Origin of the sequence: Campylobacter concisus (assembly GCF_003048605.1) — a bacterium.
Lineage (GTDB): Bacteria > Campylobacterota > Campylobacteria > Campylobacterales > Campylobacteraceae > Campylobacter_A > Campylobacter_A concisus_BM.
In genome coordinates this window covers 116,276-139,279 of the sequence record NZ_PIRX01000003.1, presented here as the reverse complement: position 1 = coordinate 139,279, position 23,004 = coordinate 116,276, and the positions used below count along the sequence as shown (strand labels likewise).

At 40.7% G+C, this 23,004-nt stretch carries 25 protein-coding genes; 8 read left to right on the top strand and 17 right to left on the bottom strand.

Annotated features, from left to right (window positions below):
• Positions 1-35: 35 nt before the first annotated feature.
• Genes alaS through CVS86_RS03095 form a run of 6 tightly spaced genes read left to right on the top strand, consistent with a single transcriptional unit; the run spans position 36 to position 7,509 of the window.
• Positions 36-2,594: an alanine--tRNA ligase gene (alaS, locus tag CVS86_RS03120; protein WP_107790941.1), complete on the top strand. Its 2,559-nt coding sequence runs from the start codon at positions 36-38 to the stop codon at positions 2,592-2,594.
• Positions 2,591-3,088 (top strand): 3-isopropylmalate dehydratase, encoded by a 498-nt coding sequence (locus tag CVS86_RS03115; RefSeq protein ID WP_103646818.1) that lies wholly within the window; start codon positions 2,591-2,593, stop codon positions 3,086-3,088. The genes alaS and CVS86_RS03115 overlap by 4 nt, the downstream gene beginning before the upstream one ends.
• A complete protein-coding gene (maf, locus tag CVS86_RS03110) occupies positions 3,088-3,630 on the top strand; it encodes a septum formation inhibitor Maf (RefSeq protein WP_107790940.1) in 543 nt (180 codons plus the stop codon). The genes CVS86_RS03115 and maf overlap by 1 nt, the downstream gene beginning before the upstream one ends.
• Positions 3,627-5,555 carry a transglycosylase domain-containing protein gene (locus CVS86_RS03105; RefSeq protein ID WP_107790939.1) on the top strand — a complete coding sequence of 643 codons (1,929 nt, stop codon included), beginning with the start codon at positions 3,627-3,629 and terminating at the stop codon, positions 5,553-5,555. Before maf ends, CVS86_RS03105 begins: the two co-directional genes overlap by 4 nt.
• An 8-nt stretch (positions 5,556-5,563) precedes the next feature.
• Positions 5,564-5,878: a helix-hairpin-helix domain-containing protein gene (locus tag CVS86_RS03100; protein ID WP_107790938.1), complete on the top strand. Its 315-nt coding sequence runs from the start codon at positions 5,564-5,566 to the stop codon at positions 5,876-5,878.
• 56 nt (positions 5,879-5,934) lie between these two features.
• Positions 5,935-7,509, top strand: a complete 1,575-nt coding sequence (locus tag CVS86_RS03095) for a phosphoethanolamine transferase (RefSeq protein WP_107790937.1) — start codon at positions 5,935-5,937, stop codon at positions 7,507-7,509.
• Between the two features lie 41 nt (positions 7,510-7,550).
• Here CVS86_RS03095 and glyS read toward each other — a convergent pair whose 3' ends face one another.
• The 17 genes from glyS to CVS86_RS03015 all read right to left on the bottom strand — a co-directional run bounded on the left by glyS (position 7,551) and on the right by CVS86_RS03015 (position 21,383).
• The gene (gene glyS / locus CVS86_RS03090; RefSeq protein WP_107790936.1) at positions 7,551-9,569 is read right to left on the bottom strand and encodes a glycine--tRNA ligase subunit beta; all 2,019 of its coding nucleotides are present in this window, start codon (positions 9,567-9,569) and stop codon (positions 7,551-7,553) included.
• Entirely contained in the window at positions 9,566-9,718 is a 153-nt protein-coding gene (locus CVS86_RS09865) for a hypothetical protein (protein WP_162141601.1), read from the bottom strand. Before CVS86_RS09865 ends, glyS begins: the two co-directional genes overlap by 4 nt.
• Positions 9,719-9,721: 3 nt before the next feature.
• Entirely contained in the window at positions 9,722-11,116 is a 1,395-nt protein-coding gene (locus CVS86_RS03085) for an endonuclease/exonuclease/phosphatase family protein (protein WP_107790935.1), read from the bottom strand.
• Positions 11,113-11,592, bottom strand: coding sequence for a tRNA (cytidine(34)-2'-O)-methyltransferase (locus CVS86_RS03080; RefSeq protein WP_107790934.1), 480 nt, complete (start codon positions 11,590-11,592; stop codon positions 11,113-11,115). Before CVS86_RS03080 ends, CVS86_RS03085 begins: the two co-directional genes overlap by 4 nt.
• A gap of 75 nt (positions 11,593-11,667) precedes the next feature.
• Positions 11,668-12,840, bottom strand: coding sequence for a CCA tRNA nucleotidyltransferase (locus tag CVS86_RS03075; protein WP_107790933.1), 1,173 nt, complete (start codon positions 12,838-12,840; stop codon positions 11,668-11,670).
• On the bottom strand, positions 12,800-13,216 hold the full coding sequence (locus tag CVS86_RS03070; RefSeq protein ID WP_021089567.1) for a CiaD-like domain-containing protein: 417 nt from the start codon (positions 13,214-13,216) through the stop codon (positions 12,800-12,802). The genes CVS86_RS03075 and CVS86_RS03070 overlap by 41 nt, the downstream gene beginning before the upstream one ends.
• Positions 13,213-13,458 (bottom strand): hypothetical protein, encoded by a 246-nt coding sequence (locus CVS86_RS03065; protein ID WP_021089560.1) that lies wholly within the window; start codon positions 13,456-13,458, stop codon positions 13,213-13,215. Before CVS86_RS03065 ends, CVS86_RS03070 begins: the two co-directional genes overlap by 4 nt.
• Entirely contained in the window at positions 13,455-14,522 is a 1,068-nt protein-coding gene (leuB, locus tag CVS86_RS03060) for a 3-isopropylmalate dehydrogenase (protein ID WP_021089538.1), read from the bottom strand. Before leuB ends, CVS86_RS03065 begins: the two co-directional genes overlap by 4 nt.
• Before the next feature lie 9 nt (positions 14,523-14,531).
• A complete protein-coding gene (locus CVS86_RS03055; RefSeq protein WP_012140000.1) occupies positions 14,532-15,017 on the bottom strand; it encodes a 3-isopropylmalate dehydratase small subunit in 486 nt (161 codons plus the stop codon).
• A gap of 278 nt (positions 15,018-15,295) precedes the next feature.
• Positions 15,296-16,150 (bottom strand): hypothetical protein, encoded by an 855-nt coding sequence (locus tag CVS86_RS03050; RefSeq protein ID WP_107790932.1) that lies wholly within the window; start codon positions 16,148-16,150, stop codon positions 15,296-15,298.
• Between the two features lie 148 nt (positions 16,151-16,298).
• The gene (locus CVS86_RS03045) at positions 16,299-17,192 is read right to left on the bottom strand and encodes a DUF4299 family protein (protein WP_107790931.1); all 894 of its coding nucleotides are present in this window, start codon (positions 17,190-17,192) and stop codon (positions 16,299-16,301) included.
• 17 nt (positions 17,193-17,209) lie between these two features.
• The gene (locus CVS86_RS03040; RefSeq protein ID WP_107790930.1) at positions 17,210-17,569 is read right to left on the bottom strand and encodes a DsrE/DsrF/TusD sulfur relay family protein; all 360 of its coding nucleotides are present in this window, start codon (positions 17,567-17,569) and stop codon (positions 17,210-17,212) included.
• A 73-nt stretch (positions 17,570-17,642) separates the two neighbouring features.
• Positions 17,643-18,242 (bottom strand): LysE family translocator, encoded by a 600-nt coding sequence (locus CVS86_RS03035; protein ID WP_107790929.1) that lies wholly within the window; start codon positions 18,240-18,242, stop codon positions 17,643-17,645.
• 439 nt (positions 18,243-18,681) lie between these two features.
• The gene (locus CVS86_RS03030; RefSeq protein ID WP_107790928.1) at positions 18,682-19,173 is read right to left on the bottom strand and encodes a DUF1877 family protein; all 492 of its coding nucleotides are present in this window, start codon (positions 19,171-19,173) and stop codon (positions 18,682-18,684) included.
• Positions 19,174-19,256: 83 nt separating this feature from the next.
• Positions 19,257-20,303 carry a type II asparaginase gene (locus tag CVS86_RS03025; protein ID WP_107790927.1) on the bottom strand — a complete coding sequence of 349 codons (1,047 nt, stop codon included), beginning with the start codon at positions 20,301-20,303 and terminating at the stop codon, positions 19,257-19,259.
• A gap of 85 nt (positions 20,304-20,388) precedes the next feature.
• A complete protein-coding gene (locus CVS86_RS03020; RefSeq protein WP_012140007.1) occupies positions 20,389-20,724 on the bottom strand; it encodes a branched-chain amino acid transporter permease in 336 nt (111 codons plus the stop codon).
• On the bottom strand, positions 20,721-21,383 hold the full coding sequence (locus CVS86_RS03015; RefSeq protein ID WP_107790926.1) for an AzlC family ABC transporter permease: 663 nt from the start codon (positions 21,381-21,383) through the stop codon (positions 20,721-20,723). Before CVS86_RS03015 ends, CVS86_RS03020 begins: the two co-directional genes overlap by 4 nt.
• A 149-nt stretch (positions 21,384-21,532) precedes the next feature.
• Here CVS86_RS03015 and CVS86_RS03010 point away from each other — a divergent pair, with 149 nt between their 5' ends.
• Complete coding sequence (locus tag CVS86_RS03010) at positions 21,533-22,492, top strand: tetratricopeptide repeat protein (protein ID WP_107790925.1); 960 nt, start codon at positions 21,533-21,535, stop codon at positions 22,490-22,492.
• A 9-nt stretch (positions 22,493-22,501) separates the two neighbouring features.
• Positions 22,502-22,942, top strand: a complete 441-nt coding sequence (locus tag CVS86_RS03005) for a sel1 repeat family protein (protein WP_107790924.1) — start codon at positions 22,502-22,504, stop codon at positions 22,940-22,942.
• Positions 22,943-23,004: the final 62 nt, after the last annotated feature.

The window sequence follows — 23,004 nt, the reverse complement described above, 5'->3', positions numbered from 1 at the left end:
AATCAAGCAAAATTTTAAAACTAACGAGGATAAAAATGCAAAATTTAGATATAAGAAAGGCATATCTTGATTTTTTTAAATCAAAAGGTCACGAAGTCGTAGCTTCTGCGCCACTCGTGCCAAACGATGCAACACTACTTTTCACAAATGCTGGTATGGTGCCATTTAAGAGCATTTTCACAGGCGAAGTTCCACGCCCAACACCACCTATCCGCACTAGCTGTCAGACCTGCATAAGAGCTGGAGGCAAGCACAACGACCTTGATAACGTCGGCTACACAGCGCGCCACCACACTTTTTTTGAGATGCTTGGCAACTTTAGCTTTGGCGAATACTTCAAAAAAGAGGCGATCTCTTACGCTTGGGAATTTGTCACAGAGGTGCTAAAACTACCAAAAGATAAGCTTTATGTAACCGTTCATGAAAGCGACGATGAGGCGTTTGAAATTTGGAGCACTCACATCGCAAAAGAGAGAATTTACCGCTTTGGCGACCACGATAACTTCTGGCAAATGGGCGATACTGGACCATGCGGCCCTTGCAGTGAAATTTTTTACGATCAAGGCGCTGAACACTTTAACACACCTGAAGATTACATGGGCGGCGATGGCGATAGATTTTTAGAGATCTGGAACCTTGTTTTCATGCAGTATGAAAGAAGCGCGGATGGCAAACTAAGCCCACTGCCAAAGCCAAGCATCGATACTGGCATGGGACTTGAGCGCGTTACTGCTATCTTGCAGGGTAAATTTAGCAACTACGATAGCACACTTTTTATGCCACTAATTAGCGAAGTAGCAAAGCTTTGTGGCAAGCCATACGTCTATGAAAGTGGCGCTAGCTACCGCGTCATAAGTGATCACATCCGCTCAGTCACATTCTTACTAGCTCAAGGCACGACATTTGACAAAGAAGGCCGTGGCTACGTGCTTCGCCGTATCTTACGCCGTGCGATCCGCCATGGATACTTGCTAGGCATAAAAGAGCCATTTATGTATAAGCTTGTCGATAAAGTTTGTGAGCTTATGGGCGGACACTACACCTATCTAAACGATAAAAAAGCGGCTGTAAAAGAGCAGATCAAACTTGAAGAAGAGAGATTTTTAGCGACTATCGCAAGCGGACTTGAACTATTTGAGAGTGAGCTTAAAAATACAAAAGAAATTTTTAGCGGAGAGGCTGCGTTTAAGCTCTATGACACATTTGGCTTCCCACTTGATCTAACGGCTGATATGCTTAGAGAAAAGGGCCTAAAAGTCGATGAAGCAAGGTTTGATGAGCTTATGAGCGAGCAAAAAGCACGTGCAAAAGCTGCTTGGAAAGGCAGTGGCGACAAGAGTGCGAAGGGTGATTTTAAAGAGCTACTTGAGAAATTTGGCGAGAATAAATTTATAGGCTACGAAGAGCTTAAGAGTAAAAGTAAAATTCTAGCCCTACTTGATGAAGAATTTAAAAATGTAGATAGCCTAGATGCTGGCAAAGAGGGCTGGGTGATGTTTGATGTCACTCCATTTTACGCTCAAAGTGGCGGTCAGTGCGGCGATAGCGGTAAGATAGTAGGCAAAGCAAATGTGCTTGATACGCAAAAATTTCATGGGCTAAATTTATCTTTAGTAAAAACTAGCGTGGCACTAAAAGTTGGCGACGAAGTTGAGCTTGAAGTGGGCAGCGACAGAGCGGAGACTGCGCGTCATCACAGCGCTACACACTTGCTTCACGCAGCCCTTAGAAGCGTACTTGGCACACACATTGCTCAAGCTGGCTCAAACGTCGAGGCAGATAGGCTAAGGTTTGATTTCTCTCATCCAAAGGCGCTTACTAGCGAAGAAATTTCAAAGGTTGAGAACCTTGTAAATGAGTGGATCTTAGACGGTGCAAGTGCAAAAACGCAGGTTATGGAGCTTGAAGAGGCTAAAAAAAGTGGAGCGATCGCACTATTTAACGAAAAATATGCCAGCAAAGTAAGAGTTGTGAGCTTTGGAGATGTTAGCAAAGAGCTTTGCGGCGGCACACACGTAAAAAATATAGACGAGATCGGCTCATTTTTCATCACAAAAGAGAGCGGTGTAAGCGCTGGCGTTAGGCGTATAGAGGCTGTTTGCTCAAGGGCTGCGCTAAATTTAGCAAGGTCGTTTAGAGCTGAGCTTGAAGAGCTAAAAGACGAGCTAAAAAGCACAGAGCCACTAAATGCCGTTAAGAAACTAAAAGGCGAGATAAAGGGCTTAAAAGATAAGCTAAAAAACGCTAAAAGCTCTCAGGAGTTAGCCTTTACAAATGTAAATGATACCAAGCTTTGTGTGGCACACATCAATGGTGGCGACATAAAAACTTTGATAGATGAGTTTAAAAATGGGCATGAAAAGGCTGCTATTTTGCTGATCCAAACAGATGAAGATGGTAAAATTTCTCTTGCAGCTGGCGTGAAAAATGCTCCATTAAAAGCTGGTGCTTGGGTTAAATTTGCAGCGCAAATTTTAGGCGGCAATGGCGGTGGCAAAGACGACTTTGCAACAGCTGGCGGCAAAAATGCTCTAGCCATTGAAGATGCCATAAAAAGCTCACTTGAGTATGCAAGGCAAGCTTTAGAAAAATGATTCATCAAGAGATCGCTTTTTTTAAATTTGATCAACTAATCATCTTCTTGCACATTAGTTTCGTAGCTCTTTTTATAGGGCTACAAGCTGGTTTAGTGCTTGCTGGAAGCTATTTTATAAAAAATAAATTTGAAGATAAAGAACGCTATCACATCTTGCTTCACATCATAAGACGCTTTGGACTAGCCATCTTTGCGCTAGTTCTTGGCATCGCGCTAACTAGCCTGATAATGATCTTTTGCTTTGATGATGGCAAAATGCAAAATCCGATGGCAAGCGCCATAGTAGCGACCAAATGGGCGATAGAGCTATTTTTACTCTTAAATTTAAGCTACATCTTTTATAGATACAAAAAGGCTTTAAAAACTCTAAGATCGCACGAGATGATCGAGCTAAACGAAAGCCTAATCGTCATCATCTACTACTTCACGCCTCTAAACTTACTAGCATCGCTTGCGGCTGTCTATCTTGGCGTGAGTTATAGGGGCTTTTGATGATCACTCTTGCTTCTAGCTCGCCAACAAGGGCAAATTTACTAAAAAATGCTGGGATAGAATTTAAACAAATTTCTTGCAGCTTTGATGAGAGCATGATAGCAAAAGAGCTAAAACCTGAAATTTACGTCCAAAACGTCGTAAAAGCTAAAAAAGAGCAGTTTTTAAGGGCAAATGAAGAGCTTTTTAATTTACTCTTTGCAGATAGCTGCGTGGCTTGTGGGGATAAAATTTTAGGCAAGGCAAATGACAAAAACGAGGCACTTGCTATGCTAAATTTACAAAGTGGCAATGAGTGTAGCGTCTATACGGCGATGATATTTTTAGGCGAATTTGAGCTTATAAATGTGAGCAAGACTACATATAAATTTGCTAAATTTAGCGAGCAAGATCTAAAAAGCTACCTAGAAAGTGGCGAGTGGCAGGGCAAAGCCGGAGCCATGACGATAGAAAATTTTAATAAAAAATACATCATCTCCCAGCACGGCGAGACAAGCACGGCAATGGGGCTAAATTTAAAAATATTAAAGGCATTTTTATGAAATATATCTTGGCATTTATCTTTGTAGTTGCCATCGCACTTGGCGGAGCGTTTTTATACTTTTATTCGCAGGTGAGATTTGACGCTTATACCATCATTGACTACAAGCCAAAGCTTGCGACACAAATTTTTGATAGAAACAACGAGCTTATCGCAAATATTTTTGAAGAAAATAGAATTTACGTAAAGTATAACGACATCCCGCCACGTGTCATCGAAGCGCTCGTGGCTATCGAGGATACGAGCTACTTTGAGCACGGCGGTATCAACGTAGAAGCCATGGCAAGAGCAGCGATAAAGGATATCAAGGCTAGAAAGCTAGTAGAAGGCGCATCTACGCTAACTCAGCAACTCATAAAAAACCTAGCCCTAAGCCGCGAGAAGAAATTTACAAGAAAGATAAAAGAAGTCGTGCTTGCTATGAAGCTTGAAAGCGAGCTTAGCAAAGAGGACATCATCGAAAGATACCTAAATCACGTATATTTCGGGCACGGCTACTACGGCATCAAAACGGCTGCGGAGGGATACTTTAGAAAAGAGCTAAATGAGCTAAGCATAAAAGAGATAGCGATGCTAGTTGGCATGCCAAAAGCGCCAAGTACCTATGACCCTACAAAGCACCTTGACCTCTCGCTTAGCCGCGCAAACAGGGTGCTTGAAAGGATGTATAGCATCGGCTGGATAAACGAGGATGAGTACCGCAAGGGCGTACTTGAAGAGCCAGCAGTCTTTGACGATACGCTCACACGCAACAAAGCTCCTTACGTGGTCGATGAGATCATAAAAGAGGCTTCAAAGAAATTTGACGATATAAAAACTGGCGGTTACAAGATACAAAGCACCGTCGATCTAAACGTGCAAAAGATCGCTCAGGACGCTCTAGTCTATGGCTACAATGAAATTTTAAAAAGAGATAAGAAGGCAAATCCAGAGATACTAAATGGCGCTATCGTCGTCACTCATCCACAAAGCGGACAAATTTTAGCTCTAATTGGCGGCATCGACTACGCAAAAAGTAGCTACAACCGCGCCACTCAGAGCAAGCGCCAGCCAGGATCAAGCTTTAAGCCATTTATCTATCAAATAGCCCTTGATAGCGGATACTCAGTCGTCTCTCAGGTAGCTGATATCGCTAGGACATTTGATATGGGCAATGGCAAAGAATGGACGCCAAAGAACTATAGCGGCGGCTTTCAGGGCTACATCACGATAAAATCAGCCTTAACCCAGTCTCGCAACCTAGCAACCATAAATTTATTAAACGATCTTGGTCTTAGCTCAGTTCGCAAACAGCTTACGGATATGGGCTTTAACGATATCCCTGAAAATTTATCAATCGCACTTGGTAGCTTTGGAATTTCACCACTTGACTTTGCGAAATTTTACTCGATGTTTCCAAACGACGGCGAAGTGGTCGAGCCTACACTCATTAAGCACATAGAAAATAGCTTTGGCGCGTCGATGGACTATGAGCCTCAAAAGAAGCAGGTGCTAAAACCTGAGCAGGCATTTTTGATGACAACATTGCTTCAAAACGTCGTAAATAACGGCACCGGACGCAACGCAAAGGTAAATGGCGTGCAGATCGCTGGCAAAACTGGCACGACAAATAACAACATCGACGCTTGGTTTTGCGGCTACTCACCTGATATCGAGGCCATCATCTGGTACGGAAACGACGATAACAGTCCTATGAAAAAGGTCGAGGGCGGCGGCAGGACAGCGGCGCCTGTCTTTAAGAAATTTATGGAGGGCTACGTCAAGCTCTATCCAACCTTAAGGCGCGCATTTGAGCAGCCAGAGGGCGTTTATAAAGGATATTTTAACGGCGCTGACGAGTACTACACAAACGACTCACCGTTGCCACAAAATACGCCAACAAATGACATCATTCAAGATCAAGAAAACGATGGATTATTATTTTAGGAGATAAGATGAAAAAATTAAAAATTTTACTTTGTCTAGCGCTTGCAAGCCTTGCATACAGCGCTGATCTAAACACAGCTAGCAAGAGCGAGCTAATGAGCCTTGGGCTAAATAAAAGCCAAGCACTAAATGTCATAAAGTATAGAAAAGCTCATAAATTTACAAGTATCGAGGAGCTTGAGAAGGTTCAGGGCATCGGCTTTAACGACATGCAAAAAGTCAAAGAAAAACTTAGTGTAAAAGATAGCCAAAAGGCGAAAAAGACTGAGCCTGAAAAGAAGTCAAAAAGTAAGAAGCTAAAAAGCAAGAAAAAGAAAAAATAGTTTTAATTTAAAAATTTAAATTTTTAAAAAATGCTTTAACTGAAAGGAATCTTTAAATGATAAATATCAATAGAGCTAGAGAAGTAGTTTTTTTTAAATTTTTAACTTTATTTATAATATATATGCTTTTTATAAATCATATATTTTTATATAAGGGCGTTTTTCTAGGATTTCTAGAAACAAACTCGCTTTCTTTTTCTGCTCTATTTTTCATAATTATGTGCATATTTCTTGCTTCGCTTTTTGCAAGCGTTTTTTGCATTGTGCTTTTACCTTATTTATTAAAGCCATTTGCTATTTTTATAATTATTGTTAGTTCAATTTGCTCTTATTTTATGTCAAATTACGGCGTTATCATAAACAAAGAGATGCTACTAAACGTTCTTCATACTGATAATAAAGAAGCTTTTAGCTATTTAAGCATAAATTTAGTATTGTGGTTTGTCTTTGCCACTATTTTGCCATGCATTTATGTTATTTTCGTAAAAATCAATTATGGTAGCTTTAAAAATAGTCTAAAAATTAGATTAAAGATTATCACTTTTTCAATCGTTACTATCGCTATTATTTTTTCACTAACTTCAAAAATTTTCATACCATTTTTTAGAGAACACATTTACTTAAAGACAGTCTTACTCCCATCTTATCCAGTATATTCTGCCATAAAGCTAGCTCAAATTTTGCTTCAAAAACCACTCCCTTTTACCTACGTGGCAGATGACGCAACTCTTACTAACGATAAAAAGAAAATTTTAGTTTTGATAGTTGGCGAGACACAAAGAAGTAAAAACTACTCACTAAATGGCTACGCTAAAAACGATACAAACAAATTTACTAAACAAAAAGATGTGGTAAGTTTTACAAATTTTTACTCATGCGGAACTGCGACAGAAACTAGCGTGCCTTGCCTATTTTCAGACTTAAAGCGAGAAAATTTTAGCAACCGCGAAGCCAAAGCTCGTGAAAATTTAGTTGATATCATCAATAAACTTGGCATAAAAACATACTTTTTTGGCAACAATAGTGGCGGATGCAAAGGCGTTTGCGACAATCTTGATCAAAACCACACTTCAGAGCACAGAGCAGCTGGCTTTGATGAAGTGATATTTGATGAGGCAAAAAAAGTCATAAAAGATGCAAATTCCACTACCTTTATCGTGCTACATTTGCAAGGCTCACATGGCCCTATCTACTACAAAGGCTACCCAAGCAAATTTAAAGAATTCACCCCAACATGCGACACCGCCGAGCTAAACAAATGCACGCCAGACGAGATAGCAAACACCTATGACAACACCATTTTATACGAGGACTATCTACAAAGCGAGCTAATAAACGCCCTTGAAGCAAGAAAAGATAAATTTGAAGTTGCCATGTTCTTTTTCTCAGATCACGGAGAGAGCCTAGGCGAAAATGGCATATATTTACACGGACTGCCTTACTCCATCGCTCCAGATGAGCAAAAACATATCCCAGCCATCGTATTTTCAAGCGATAGCGAGCTTTTAAAAAGGCTAAAAGCTAAAAAAGATGAGAGCCTTTCGCATGATTTTGTCTTTAGCTCAGTGCTTGGATATTTTGGGGTAAAAACTAAGGCTTACGAGCCAGAATTTGATATTTTTAAGAAGTAAATTTAAAGCCAGCCTAGGCAAAGCCCGAAGCTGGCGCAAATTTAAAAGCTGATCTCTTTTATATCAGCTACTTTTAGTATCTCGCTATAAATTTGACCGATGATCGCGACGCGGTTATTTCGCACTTTCTCGTTTTCAACATTTATCATAACTTTGTCAAAAAACTCATCTATCTGCGGTTTTAGTGCAAATAGCGCTTTTAGTCTTGGCTCATACGCTAGGCCCTTATCAACCGCCTTAAACGCATCATTTAAGGCCTTTTCAGCATCTATCTCAAAGAGGCTCTCATCGATCTTACTAAATTTATCATCTTTTATGATGTTTGCAAGGCGCTTAAATGTCGAGAAATTCTCCCTAAAATTTGGCTCGCTTGAAATTTTAGCAAGTGCCTCTATCATCTTAGTTAGCTCCAAGATGTCCTTTTCTCCGCTTTTTATGCAAGCTTTTACGATAGAAGCGTTTGCGTCAAAGAAGGTGTAGAGCCTATCAAGGATGAAATTTATAAGCACTTCAACATCAAATTTTTTATAATCTTTTGCGATATCTTCTAAAATTTCTTTTACGTTAAATTTCAAATTATGCGCCAAAACGATCTTTATCACGCCATTTGCTGCGCGTCTTAGAGCGTATGGGTCCTTGGTGCCGCTTGGTATTTTGCCGATGCTAAAGAGCCCCATTAGCGTATCAAGCTTATTTGAAAGCGCAACAACCGAGCTAAAGACCTTGCTTGGGCACTGCGCCTCCTCGCCATCTGGCAGATACTGCTCTTTTATGGCTAAAACGACGTTTTCATCTTCATTTTTAGCCTTTGCATAGTAAGCACCCATGATACCTTGAAGCTCGGTAAATTCATAAACCATCTGCGTTGTAAGATCAGCCTTGCTTAGCATCACAGCTCGCTCTAGCTTAGCCGCGTAGTCGCCAGCTTCTTTTTTAAGTAGCTCACCATAGTTGCTAGCAAGTTTTTTAGCCACTTTTAGCTCTCTAAGCTCTTTTTCGTAGATGCTTCCAAGCTCTTTTAGGTAGGTTATATTTTTTAGTTTTTCTGGGCTAAATTCTGCCTTAAGGTCGCTTTGCCAAAAGAACATCGCATCACTTAGCCTTGCTCTTAGCACCTTTTCGTTGCCTTTAATAATGAGCGAGTAGTCCTTTGTGATGGCGTTACTAACGACAACAAAGCCATTTGCGAGCTTGCCATCTTTAAAGACCGGGAAGTAGCGCTGATTTTCTTTCATAGAAGTGATGATGACCTCGCTTGGCACCTCCAAAAACTCCTCTTCAAACGAGCCAAGAAGCGCTGTTGGATACTCAGTGATCGCCACTACTTCAGCTAGCAGCTCTTTATCTATCTCGATCTTTAGCCCACTTTTTTGGCTAATCTTTTCAAACTCATCAAAGATTATTTTTTCTCTTTCATCCGCTTCAAGCACGACGCCACGGCTCTTTGAGCCATCAAAATACTCTTTTATATTTGAAATTTTTATCTTGTCGTAGCTAACGCTTCTGTGAGGATAGGTAGAGTTGCTACTCTCTACGCCAAATTTGTTAAATTTAATGACTTCATCGCCCAGCAAACACAAAAACGATCTTATCGGGCGGATAAACTCGAACTCGCCGTTGCCCCAGCGCATAGACTTGCCAAAACTAAGGCTCTTTAAAAACTCCTCGACCATATCGCCCATTATCTTAGCAACCGGCTCGCCCTTCACCTCTTTTTCGTAGTAAAGCACCTCTTTGCCGTCTATCTCTTTAAATTTAAGCTCACTCTCGCTTATGCCACATTTATTTGCAAAGCTAAGTGCAGCCTTTGTAAAAGCTCCGTCCTTTAGCGCTACTTGCTTTGGTGCACCGACAAAACTAGCCACGCTATCTGGCTGAGCTTGCGGGAATTTCTCATGGAAAAAGACCAAACGGCGCGGCGTGTAGTAAAATTTAAACTCGCTTTTGATGTTATATTTTTCAAGCACAGCCTGCCATTTAGCGTTGATGTTTGGCAGCTCCCTTAAAAATGGTATCGCTGGGAGCTCCTCGACTCCGATCTCTAGTAACAACTCTTTCATATCTCACTCTTTTTATTAAAATTTTCTCTTTTTTCTCTTATCATCTCTCTTGCTCTCTCCTTCTCTTGCGCCTGCAAAATGACGCCTCTTATCATAAATATAACAAACAAAACAAACGCTGCGATCATAAAAATATCTAAAATTTGCACCATCTACTCCACAACAATCTCTTTTTCGTTTTTATAAATTTTCACCCTCGCCCGCTCAAAGCTATACTCGCCATCTTTTAGCCTTTTTTTGCTATAAATTCTGATCTTACCATATGGCGTATGCAAGTATCCACTCTCCAGCTTGCCTGAAATTTTAGCGATCACATCGCCGCTTCTTGCAATGCTTAGCTTTGAGCTATCAAGTAAATTTTCGCTCACATCTTTTGTGCCATGCTCATTTATGATCTCATAAGAACTTACTTCAAGCGCCTCTTTGTAAAATTTCACTCGCCTGATCAAAATGTCAAGCTCATCGCCCACACCGACACTATTTTTAGGATCAAAAACGTAAATTCCACGGCGATTTTTTGAAACAATAAAGCCATGCTTATCTTTTAAGATGACAACAGCTCTTTCAACTAGCACTGGCACATCCTCAGGATGCTCAAAAAGCGTCTCTATATCAGCTTTTTTGTAGTTTTGATCCTCTACTTTTTTAGCTTCTTTTTTTAAATTTTCATTTGCAAGCATGCCACTTTTAGCAGGACTTGGTTTGGTTGAGATTTTAAATTTAAGCGCAAAATGATCTGAATAAAGATCACTCTTTGCAAAGCCATGCTCATCAAGCACAAAGCTTGGCTTAAAGACCTCAAAACTGCCATCAATGTAGCTTAGATCGCCATTTGCCATAAAGCTAGGCGAGAGCAAAACGTGATCAATGGCACGCTTTTTGCCATGGACTGCGTGAGAGTATCTATCTTTTGGGGCTAAAAAGCTATAAAGATCGTAAAATCCACGAGTTGCGATGATATCGTTTAAGATAGATTTTTGCCCATAAGGTGAGTTAAAATCGCCCAAAACTATGGCATTTTGCTCATTGCCAAGAGCCGCTCTTAGCGTTCTTTCGGCCTTTTTTTGCATATTTATGCCGTTTTTATAAGCTGGGAAGTGATTAACAAAAACGCTAAATTTCTTACCCTCCACCTCAAAAACGACCTTTAAAATGTTTCTAGTTTTTACATTTGGCACTTCAAAAATTTCACTGCCACTTGGCTTTATTTTTGACACAAGAGCTAGTCCGACTGGAGAGTTTTTTGCCTTGCTGAAGGCTATAAATTTATACTCGCTGCCATCAACCAAAGCCTTTAAAACCTGCTCGTTTTCGACCTCTTCAAGTGCGATGATATCGGTATTTATAGCGTCTATGACCTGCCTTGTTCTTTTTAGTTTTGAGCTAGCCGCCTCGCAGTCCCACTTTGAAGTGCTAGATTTAAAGTCAGGATATTCGCTGCCATCATCCTTGCAGTCAAATAAATTTTGCACATTGTAAGTTGCGATACTTATCTCACTTGCAAACGCCATCAAAACGGCAAAAACCAATGCAAAGAGCGCTCTCAAACCTCGCTCCTAAAGTCAAATTTAGAGATGTTTTGCCTGATCGCCTCATACGCGATAATGCCAGCACTCATGGCTAAATTTAAGCTCCTGCCCTCTTTTCCCATCGGGATCGTTATGGCATTTTTAAAATTTATATCCATAAATTCTCTTGGCAAACCCGTGCTCTCTCCGCCAAAAAATATAAAATCCCCTGGTTCAAATTTAGCGTCGTAGTAAAGCCTATTTGTCTTAGTCGTAGCAAAGAAAAATCGCTCTTTGTAGCTTAAATTTGCCTGTAAAAACTCATCTAGGCTCTCCCAAATTTTTGGATCTAAAATTTTCCAATAATCAAGCCCAGCACGTCTAACCGCCTTTTCGCTCAGATCAAAGACCGTTGGCTTAATAATGTGCAGCTTTAAATTTGCATTTACACACATTCTGCCGATAGCTCCGGTGTTTTGCGGTATCTGAGGATGGACTAGGACTATGTTAAACATAAATTTATTTTTGCCTTAAAAAGTGTTATAAACTGCTTTATTTTAGCCAAAATGGGCTTTTAAGAGTTTTAAAGATTAAGATTTTCTAAATTTGCGCTCGATAAGATAGTTTGAAATTTTAAGCTCTTGTCTGCGTTTTATCTCAGCAGCGATCATCTCATTTTTAAAGCCAGCCGCCAAGATATCGCTCACATCTATCTTTGGCTCAAATTTACTCTCATAGACCTCAAGCTCTTTTGAACGCTCTATGCGCTCTTTATTATAAGCTCCAAGCCATGATTTTAGTGGCATATTTAGAGCAATTTCTAGTAGCTCATTGTCGCTTGGCATAGCTTTAAAAAATGGCTCTTTTAAGATAGAAAAGTAGCTCTTTGGCAGGCGCATTTTCTCTAAAATTTCCTTTGCATCAAGCTCAAATTTACCAAAAAGCATATACAAAAACAGCCTCTCGTCATCTACAAATTTCCTAGCGCTCTTTAGCTCAGCCAAAAACTCATCATTTTCACAAATTTGCACGCCAAAAATTTGCTCAAAAAGAGAGAGCTTAAAAAGGTAAAACGCCCCTTTTTCAAGATGCTCTGAGCGAAAAAATTTAATGAGCTCGGTATTTATCCTATCATAGCTTAGATGCGCTAGATCAAGCGTTTTCATAAGCTCTAGCGTCTCATCAGCTATGCTAAAACCAAGCCTAGCGCTAAACTGCACGCCCCTAAGCACCCTTAGCGGATCTTCTTTAAATTTCTCACTATCGATGTGCCTTAGCGTCTTGCTCGCAAGGTCCTTTTTACCGCCATGAAAGTCTAAAATTTCGCCGTCAAAGATATTCATCATCATGGCATTTACCGTAAAATCACGCCTAAGACTTGCAAGGCTTGGATCATTTATATAGCTTACGGCAAAATCTTTGTGAGAATTTCCAGTCTTACTCTCGCTTCGTGGCAAGCCAAGATCGTAGTTTTTGTATTTATAGATGAAGTAGCTTTTGCCAACGCCACTAGCCTTTATGCTAGCCATCAGCTCGTCAAATTTGAGAGGGTCTATATCATAAACCTCGATGTCATAATCATAAATTTCTCGCCCCAAAAGCGCGTCTCTTACGCAGCCGCCGACTAGATATACACGCTTGCTAAATGGGGCAAATAGCGATCTAAAAAAGTCTAGTTCGCTATTTTTGTAAATTTCTGTCCCAGTTTTTACCTCAAATTTATTATTTTGAGAGATTTTGGAGTCTATTTTCGATGTTTGCAAGGGTAAATTCTAAAAATTTAGTCGTTAGCTCGAGCCTTTGACTAAGGTCTTGCTCGCTAGTTTGCTTAAGCCCTTCAAAAAGCACCTCTATGCGCTCAGCAAGGTTTGCTAAGAAAATTTCCTCCTCGCTTATCTCCCTGCTCTTTGGCGAAATTTGCGCCACTTTTGGCTCTGGCTCGCTTTGCGCGCTTGGCACGCTTGCCTCTACTTTTGGCTCTTCAAGTACATGCTCTTCTTCAGATTCTATTGCTAAAAGCTCTTTTTTTAGATTCTCCCTTTCAAGCTCTTCTTGCTTTTTGCTTTGCAGTGCCTCTATCTTCTCAAGCTCGGCGCTAACCTCACTAATAGCCATCCTAGCGATATCATCAAGCTTCATAATCTTATCAACCACCTTTTAAATTCATTTATCTCTTCGTCACTTTTCATCCTGATAAAAAACTCTTTCATCTGCTCATTTTTTATCGCGCGTTCCTTGCGAAGTCCGCTCAGGCGGTTTATCGCGCTAAGGGCGTCCTTGTTTGATGGGTCTTGTTTTAAGATGTTCTTGTAAATTTCAAGCGCATCGTCTTTTAGCCCTTGAGCCTCGTAGATCAGTGCTTCAGTGATTGTGTTTTTCATTTTTTGATAAATCCTGCTATCACGTCGCCTATCTCGCTTGTTGAGCAAACCTCAACTGCGTTAAAAGCGGCGATATCTTTTGTTCTATATCCCTTTGCAAGTGCTGTTTTTACGGCACTTTCTATCGCGTCTGCCGCCTCACTCTCGCCAAATGCGTATCTTAGCATCATCGCTGCACTTAAAATGGTCGCGATCGGATTTGCTATGCCCTGCCCTGCGATGTCTGGAGCTGAGCCGTGGATAGGCTCATAAATTCCCACTTTACCGCCCATACTAGCACTTGGTAGTAAGCCTATCGAGCCACAAACCATACTTGCCTCGTCGCTTAAGATGTCGCCAAATAAATTTTCAGTAAGTATGACGTCAAAATTTGCAGGCGCTCTTACTAGCTGCATCGCTGCGTTATCGACATACATAAAACTAAGCTCTACTTCAGGATAGCCCTTTGCCACTTCGCTAGTCACCTCGCGCCAAAGCTGGCTAGTCTCTAGCACATTTGCCTTATCGACCATGCAGACCTTTTTCTTGCGAAGCATAGCCGTCTCAAAAGCGATCTTTGCGATGCGCTCGATCTCAAATTTAGTATAAACCATCGTATTAAACGCTCTATCTTCGCCTTTTTCACGTGGCTGGCCAAAGTAAAGCCCACCAGTTAGCTCGCGAACCACGACAAAATCAACACCCTTTAAAACCTCTGGCTTTAGCGTGCTAGCATCCACTAGCTCGTCAAAGATGATGGCTGGGCGTAAATTTGCATAAGCTTCTAGCTCTTTTCTGATCTTTAAAAGCCCGCTCTCTGGTCTTAGGTGTCTTGGCAGGCTGTCCCATTTCTCGCCGCCGATCGCTCCAAAAAGCACAGCGTCGCTACTAAGTGCTGAGCTTAGCGTCTCATCTGGCAGTGGCTCGCCAAAAACGTCGTAGGCTGCGCCACCCATGAGCTTGTAATCATACTCAAATTTGATACCAAACTCAGCACTTACGACGTCTAAAACCTTTATCGCCTCGTCGATGATCTCAGGGCCGATGCCATCGCCTTTTATAACGCAAATTTTATAGTTTTTCATCGCCGCCCCTTAGTTCATCTTCGCTTTTGCGTACTCAATAAGGCCGCCAGCGTTTAAAAGCTCTTGCATAAATGGCGGGATAGCGTTAAATTTATACTCTTTTTTTGTGCTTTCATTTATGATGACGCCGTTATCTACGTCGATCTTTAACGTGTCGCCCTCGTTTATTTCATCAGTCTCTTTTATCTCAAGTATCAAAAGCCCTGTGTTAAAGCTATTTCTGTAAAAAATCCTCGCAAAGCTCTTAGCCACAACAGCTGCTATGCCAGCCTCTTTTAGCGCTAACGGGGCGTGCTCTCTTGAGCTACCGCAGCCAAAATTTTCGCCAGCTACGATGATGTCGCCTTTTGCTATTTTTGAGCTAAATTTAGGGTCAGCGTCTTCCATGATGTGTTTTGCTAGCTCTTTTTCGTCTGAAGTGTTTAAATATCTTGCGGCGATGATGATGTCAGTGTCGATATTATCGCCAAATTTCCAAACTTTGCCTTGTTTCATTTTTAACCTTTAGTTTTGTAAATTTGGGCTGATTTTAACCAAAAGAAGCTAAATAAATAATCAAAACTCGGCAGCTATCGGTTAGAGTGGGTAAATTTAAGGTCTTTTAAGCGATGCGTATGAGCTAAGAATTTAAGTCTTACTAAATTTAGCGGCAAAATGGCTAAAAAGTAAAAATAAAAACATGCACCGCCTAGTTTAGCAGTTAATGTCGATGCTCAGTTTTATCAAGCCAGCTAGCCTCCGCCAGCAGGATTGTAAATTTAAGAGCGGTTATTTTATTCGTAGTATTCGTAGCTGATTTGTAGCTTTTTATATAGACCGATCTCTGTTATGTCGCCGTTTTCGTAGTATTTGTCAGCGGGCTTAAATTTGACCGAGGTTTTATGCGTCAAATTTCCCCGCTCGTCCCTGCTTATATCCTTAAACTGCAAGATTTGCCAGATTTTTGCCTCGGAGCCGAAGTAATTTATCGACGTATACTCCATCTCGTCGCCGTTTGCGGCGTAGTAATAAACCCATTTTGAGTTCGGAGTTTGCGTGATTTTTTCGTATTCGCCGTTTGGCTTGCGCTCGAAGCTTATCTCTATGCCGTGCCGCGGCTCCATATTATCTTCTATCCGCGTTAAAACGCCCTTTTCGTCGTAGACGTAGCTATCGTCTATCACTAGTTCCCTGCCCGAATACACAGCCCGAGCGATCATTTTGCCGTCCTTGCCGTAAGTAGTTTTCTCCGTGCGCGGGTAAAATCTATCCTCCACGTGCTGCTCTTTGGCCGTCGCGACTAAATTTTCGCCGTCAAATTCGTATTCGTAGAGATAAACGGCGCTATCTTGATATTTTTTGCGCACTAGCCCGTCTTTGCCGTATTCAAACAAAACCGAGCTATTTGGCACGCCATTTATTTGCTCACTCTCTTGCACTATATAGCCATTTTTGTTAAACTCCGTCTGCTTCACGCGCGTATTTTCTAGCGTGCCGGAGCCGTCTATAGAGTATTCGTACTCCGTAGCTGTCATGCTTTTGACCTTGCCTTTTAGATCCTTTTTGCTCCAGTCGCTTTCTGGCAAAATGGCCGAATTTAGAAAGCAAACCGCCGATGCCACCGCTAAAATAGCCTTTAAAATTTTCATTTTTATCCTTTTTAAACCATACGTATCATACTCAAAAAGCGGCATAGTCAGTAAAATTCTGGCTTTTATGAGCTTAAAAATGCACTTAAATCGGCTTAAATTTTAAGCAAGTCTGAGGTGAATTTACATTTTTTGGGGTTTAATAAATTTAAGCCTTTGCCCTTTGCAAAATTTCTTTCATCTCATCTTCACTAAGTGGCTCAACAAGCACGTTTGCAGCGTCAATGAAGCGGTATTTTTCTTTTGGTAAATTTGCCATGAAAGCTCCATATTCGCACTCATCAAGCACTTGAGCGTTACTATCATCCACGCCCACAACTAGCGTAAGTACCCAGCGCGAGACCTTGCGATCCCCGAGCGCCTCTTGTGCCTGCCACGACGGAGATGGAGCATAAGGCAAGATGGTCGGCAAATTTTCGCTAAGCGTATATGTGCCAAAAATTTCTTTGCCGTCTTTGTCTTGATAGAGGTGCTCTCTTGCGCTGTATGCGTCAAGATACTGCACCTGCCTCATCATCTCATCAAATTTAGCCGCAGGGCTGGCACTTGCAAAGATTTCATCTACCATAACCGCGTCAAACGCCACGTCTCGCTCCACGCCAGAGATATAAAGCGTTTGATTTTTCTCTTTTATATCTTTTAACGCTTCAAGCCCCCACATAATGTCAGTTTCGTAGTCAAATTTTAAAATTTGCTCACTATCATAAATTTTTTCGTTGTCGCACTCTATTTTTGAGCCAGTTTGGGCTGAGAGCTTTGAGAGTAGCTCAAGTGCGATCTGCCAGTCGCCAACGCCACTTGGAGTATAAACGCGCACGATATACTCGCCATCTTCGTAGTTTAGCTCAAAGCCACGAACGCTCTTTTGCCACACACCTGCTATCATCACGTCAGCACCCAGCTCATTTGCGCTTGGCTCCTCTTGCTCGCTGTTAAAAAAGAAAAGCCCATCAACAAGAGCTGAAATTTCACGCTCGCTTAGCGCCTTTGCATATCCACCAAGCAGCTTCTTTTTATTTTTTACACTAAATGTCAAACTCATAAATTCTCCTTTTTGCTCTAAAATGTCATCACCTGATCGCACTCTCTCACCCACTCGGACAAGATATCCATGCTGCCTTTCACCTCAGCCTCAAAATAAGGCTCTCCCACATGCAAACCACACCTTGTTTGGCAGCTACCACAAACCTTAAGCATCGCGCCACCAGCGTGTAACTCCTTTAGCATCGCTACTAGATCGACGTCGTAGTTTTCTGGCTTTTTGGTGCTATTTCGCGCAAGATCGACTGCGTCGTTCATAAGAAAGATCCTAATCTCTTCGCCCTTTTCTTTTAGCGCTCTAGCTAGCCTTAGTGCGTTGTAAGCGTTGTCCGTGCCATTATATGGCTGATTTGTAAATATAAATAGAAATTTTTTCATCTCTTATCCTTTTGCTAAAAATGTAGTGCAAACTGGGCAAATTTTAGCCAAGCTAGGTAAAAAGGGGATAAATTTATCTAAAAAGCAAGAGCACGCCGATCGTGCAGACGATGATGGCAGTGCAAATTTCAAGTAGCCTTAGGTGAGTTTGTAAAAATTTCTTTAGCATAGCTCCGCCAAGTGCGTAGATATTTAGCGCACAAAACTCGATGAAAACGAGCGTTACGGTGATCACGCACATGCGAGCAAGGCTAAAAGGATCATCTTTATCCAAAAATGTAGGCAGCAAGGCTGAGAAAAATATCCACGCTTTTGGGTTTGAGACGCTAACGATGAAGCCATTTATAAACATCTGCTTTTTGCTTGGCAAATTTGAGACATTTGTGATGCTAAGCTCGCCCTTGCCAAAAAAGAGCATCACACCAAGATAGAGCATATAAAGGCCTGCGATGATGTTTAGCGCCTTAAATGCGTAATCAAAATGATGTAGCACCGCGCCCACGCCAAGCATGCAGCTAAACGAGACAAAAGCGATCGCTAAAAGCTGCCCAGCCATCACGAAAAACGAGTGCTTGTAACCAAAGCTCATGCCAACGCTCATCGCATAAGTCATGTTGATGCCTGGCATCATCGAGATGGGCGCAAGGGTGATAAAAAATAGCAAGAAATTCATGAGATGCCTTGAAATTTTAATGAAATGCTAAATCAAAATCTATAAATTTATGATAAAGAGCGCTTTATTAGTAAATTTAGCCTGCTTTTAGTTGTGAGAAATTTGGCTTTTGGCGCTAGGAATATAAATTTAATAAATTTAGCGCAAAAACAAGGGCGATTTTGTGTGTGTTTCGCAACCTAGAGCTTGAAAAGTGGTAAATTTGTTTAGCCTGCTTTTGCTGGCACAAAATTTAGCTTTTGCGCTAGTGGCATTTTTGGTCTAATGAATTTAATGGTTGCTTCGTATATGCCACGCAGCCTAGATGGTAAATTTGCCAAGTATGTTTTTACATAAATTTTGCTTTTGATATAAAGGCGCTTTATAAATTTAATAGCCCTCAAAGCTAGCTAAATTTAAACCACAAAATAGCCCACTAAAAATTTAGAAATTTAGAAATTTAGGCTATTACTGTTATCACGCCAAGCCCTTTGCTAGCGGCATTTTGATAAAAATTTAAAAGCCCAGCAAAGTGCTCTTTTAAACTCGCCTTTATATCTTCAAATTCGCTCTCACTCCCAAAAATATCAGGATATGTCTTTGAGCTTGCAAATTCTTTTAAATTTATCTTTGCTAAGAGTGCGCTAATATCAACATTTTTCAACTTCTCAGCCACCTCTTTTACATCTGTGGCGCTACTAAAAGAGATCATCTCGCTTAGCTCTTCGTTTAGCGCACTACGCCCAAAAATAGCCCAGCTAAAAGGCTCATTTGAGCTAAAAATATCGCCAGCCTTAAGCCTCTGCTTGAAATTTTTGCCAGTTAGCATCTTACACATCGCGTCCCACAAATTATTCAAGTCGTATTCGTCCAAAAGCTCTCCGCCGCCGCCATTTTTGATCTTTTCTATATCATCTTGCAAATAGGCGTAGTAATGCGCGCTGATACCCATTTTAGAGCCTTAAATTTAATGTGAATTTGAAAAAAGAGAGGGCGGAACTATAAATTTAACAGATCCGCCACGAGAATTTAAGCTTAGTGAGTTAAGAAAAACTCTTGAATTTTAGCTTTGTCGCTTGTTTTTGTAAGTGCAAGCATCAAAAGTACTCTAGCTTTTTGAGCGTTTAGGTTGTCGCTTGTTAAAAAGCCGTATTTTGCATCATCAACTTCGCCGTTCATAGTTGTCTCGCCGCTTCCCACACGTGAGTCACGAACTACCACTACGCCAGCTTTTGAAGCCTCGCCAAGAGCCTCTAGCACGCTAAAGTAAGGGTTGCCGTTGCCAAGGCCAGCGCTAATTATGCCTTTTGCGCCATTTTTAACAGCCACATTTACAAAGTCAGGGTTGTCGTTTGCGTGAGAGTAGATGATATCAACTCTTGGAAGCTCTTTTACGCCAGTTAGGTCAAAAGCTGAGCTTGCTGTGTGTTTTCTGAGCGGATTCATATAGTATTTTACGTTGCCATAAAAGACTGTGCCGATTTTGCCGCTGTTTGGTGATTTAAATGTATCAACGCCTGTAGTGTTGGTCTTTGTCACCTCACGAGCCGCGTGAATTTCATCATTCATAACAACTACAACGCCCTTGCCTACGCTATCTTTGCTGATAGCTACATTTACAGCGTTAAATAAATTTAGTGGGCCGTCTGCACTTAGTGAGCCGCTATTTCTCATCGCACCTACAAGCACAACTGGCTTGTCGCTTTTAACGACTAAATTTAGAAAGTAAGCTGTCTCCTCCATAGTGTCTGTGCCGTGAGTAACAACGATACCATCAGCTTTGCCACTATTTAGAAGTTCATTTATTCTATTTGCAAGCTTAAGCCAAACTTCGTTGTTCATATCTTGAGAACCGATATTTGAAATTTGCTCGCCTTTTATGGTAGCGATCTTGTTGATATCTGGCACGGCTGCGATAAGTTTATCGACCGTAACAGTTCCAGAAGTATAGCTTGAATCAAGCGAACCTGAGCCGCTTCCTGCTATCGTTCCACCAGTGGCTAGGATGTAGATGGTTGGCTTAGCAACCGCTAAAGTAGCACCTAAAATCATGAGTAACACCGCCTTAAAGATTAAACGCATTTTAACTCCTTTGCATTAAAATTTGATAGAGCATTATAACGTCATATATTTAAAAAATTTATTAATTTTCAAAATTTATATTTATTTAAAAAATTCTTATCAAAAGCATATAAACTCCAGTTGAAACGACTATGCTAAGAAGGGCGTTTTTGAATTTCAAATGCATCAAAACAGCCGTAAAAACCGCCGCTATCTCGCTTAAGCCGTATGGATACTCGCTAAATTTCGTATCTTTTAGCCCGTAGCAGACCAAAACGACCATTATCATCATACCCATGTGCTTCTCAATGGCGTCCAAATAAGGGTTTGACTTATAGTTTCTTAACGCATAAAACGGCGTCGCCCTCGTTATAAAAGTAGCCAAGGCGCTTAAAAGCACCGCCACAAAAAGCACCATCTCACTTGAGCTTACACTTATCAAATTTTATCCTTAAACAAAAGCAAAAATACAAAACAAAGCGCCATCGAGCCAACCAGCACAAATTTAGCTGGAAACAGGCTCACTCCAAGCACGCCAAAAAAGACCGCCGCAAAGAGCACGCGGTAGTTTTTATCATTTTTAAACATCTCGATGACGACTACTGTAAAAAGCGCTGTTAAGCTAAACTCAAGTCCCCTTGTATCAGCTTTGATGAAGTCACCAAGTATCGCTCCAAGAAGCGTCCCGGCCGCCCAGTATGACCAAGATAAAAGATTTAGCCAGGTAAAGACAAAACTGCGCTCACTGGCCTCTTTTAGCCCCAAATTTTTAAATATCGCAAAGGTCTCATCTGTTAGCAAAGCGATGTTTAAGAGCTTAAATTTGATCCCGCTATACTCTTTTAAAAGTGAAATCCCATAAAAAGTGTGGCGCAAATTTACAAGGTAGCTCACGATAAAGACTTCAACGTAGCTCGTGCCCACACTAAAGAGCGAGAGCATCATAAACTGCGCTGCTCCGCCGTATGCTAGCGTGCTAAGTGCCACAGCGATAAATGCGCTCACTCCCATGCTCTTTGCCAGCACGCCAAAGGCGACACCAAGCGGAAAATAGCCCATAAAGATAGGAATGGATAGTTTAAAAACGTAGCTAAATGTCAAATTTTACCTTCATAAAAAGCCAAAATATTAGCAAAAATTTAAAAAATTAAATTTAAAGAGGCGTTTTTGCTTTTATAAATTTAACTGCTTGCTCGCATTTTAAAACTAAATTTTATAAAATAACAACAAAATTTATAAAGAAAATTTCTATGAAAAAGATAGTTTTACTAATATTTTTAACACTAAATTTAATAGCTCTAACAACAAATCCAAAGATCAAAATCCCTCAAGCAAATAGCTGCAATATCGAGGATAACTGCATTGATTTTAGCCGCAGATACAGCGATGATGAGTATAAAAGGCTATTTGAAATTTACAAAAGTGAGTGCGAGGTTAAAAATTTAGACGCATGCATCTATCTGGCTGAGTTTTACAAAAGCGGACTTGGCGTAAAAAAAGACGCGACAAAATCACTAGAAATTCTTAACAAAACCTGCAATGAGAGCAATAAATTTGCCTGCCACAACCTTGGTGTTGAGTATCAAGAGTTAAAAGATCACAAAAAGGCTTTAGCTGCTTTTAAAAAGGGTTGCGATCTAGCTTTTATACAAAGCTGTTTTAACGTCGCAGTTTTATACAATAACGGCGGCGGCGTAAAAAGAGACTACAAAAAGGCTGCTAAAATTTACAAAGAAGTTTGCGAGCAAAATTTCTATGAAGGATGCTACAACCTAGCCGTTTTATACCACAACGCCCCTGGCGTAAAGCGCAACTACAAAGAAGCGATAAAGCTTTACAAAAAAGCTTGTGATAGCGACTTTAGCATCTCTTGCTACAACCTAGCGAGCTTATATCAAGAGCAAAAAGAGTATGAAAAGGCCAGTAAGCTCTATTTTAAAGCTTGCAAGCTTGACTTTGCCGATGCTTGCAATAACCTAGCCAGCCTTTACGACGACGCACTTGGCGTAGAAAAAGATGATGAAGTGGCATTTAGATACTACAACAAAGCGTGCAGGCTAGATAGCGCAAGTGGGTGCAAACATCTTGCATACTTTTACTATCATGGCATAGGCACAAAAAAGGATAAAAAGCTGGCAGAAAAAGAGCTTAAAAAAGCTTGCAAGTTAGGCCTTAAAGAGGCTTGTGAGATAGTTAGAGATTTTCACTAAAGAGCGTTTATGAAAAATTTGATTTTGTTTTTATCCATCATTATGCTTTTAAATGCAGAAATTTTAGACGAGATGTGCCAAAGCGAGGGCGATATAAGAGCAAATTTAACAAGCTGTTACAAGGCTGCTGTAAAAATTTATAACTCATCAAGCGATGATAAAGAGTTTAAAAAGCTAAAAGAGATATTTTTACTAGCTTGCGAAAATGATATGAAAGAGGGTTGTTACAGCGCTGCGCTCATCTATATAAATGGCTACAATGACGTTAGTAGCGAGCTTAATCAAACTATCATATTAAATAGATATGCTAGATTTTTAAACTACGCGCTTTTGGGTGGCGGCAAAAAAGAGGATAAAACGACTGCCAAAAGCTACTTTCAAAGATCATGCGAGCTAGGCTTTAAAAAGGGCTGCGATATGAGAAATTTGCTAAATTCTCTTGGGTATTAAATTTCACATCCTAAACGATAATGAGAAATATGTTTACTATAAATTTAGACCTTTTTATCTAA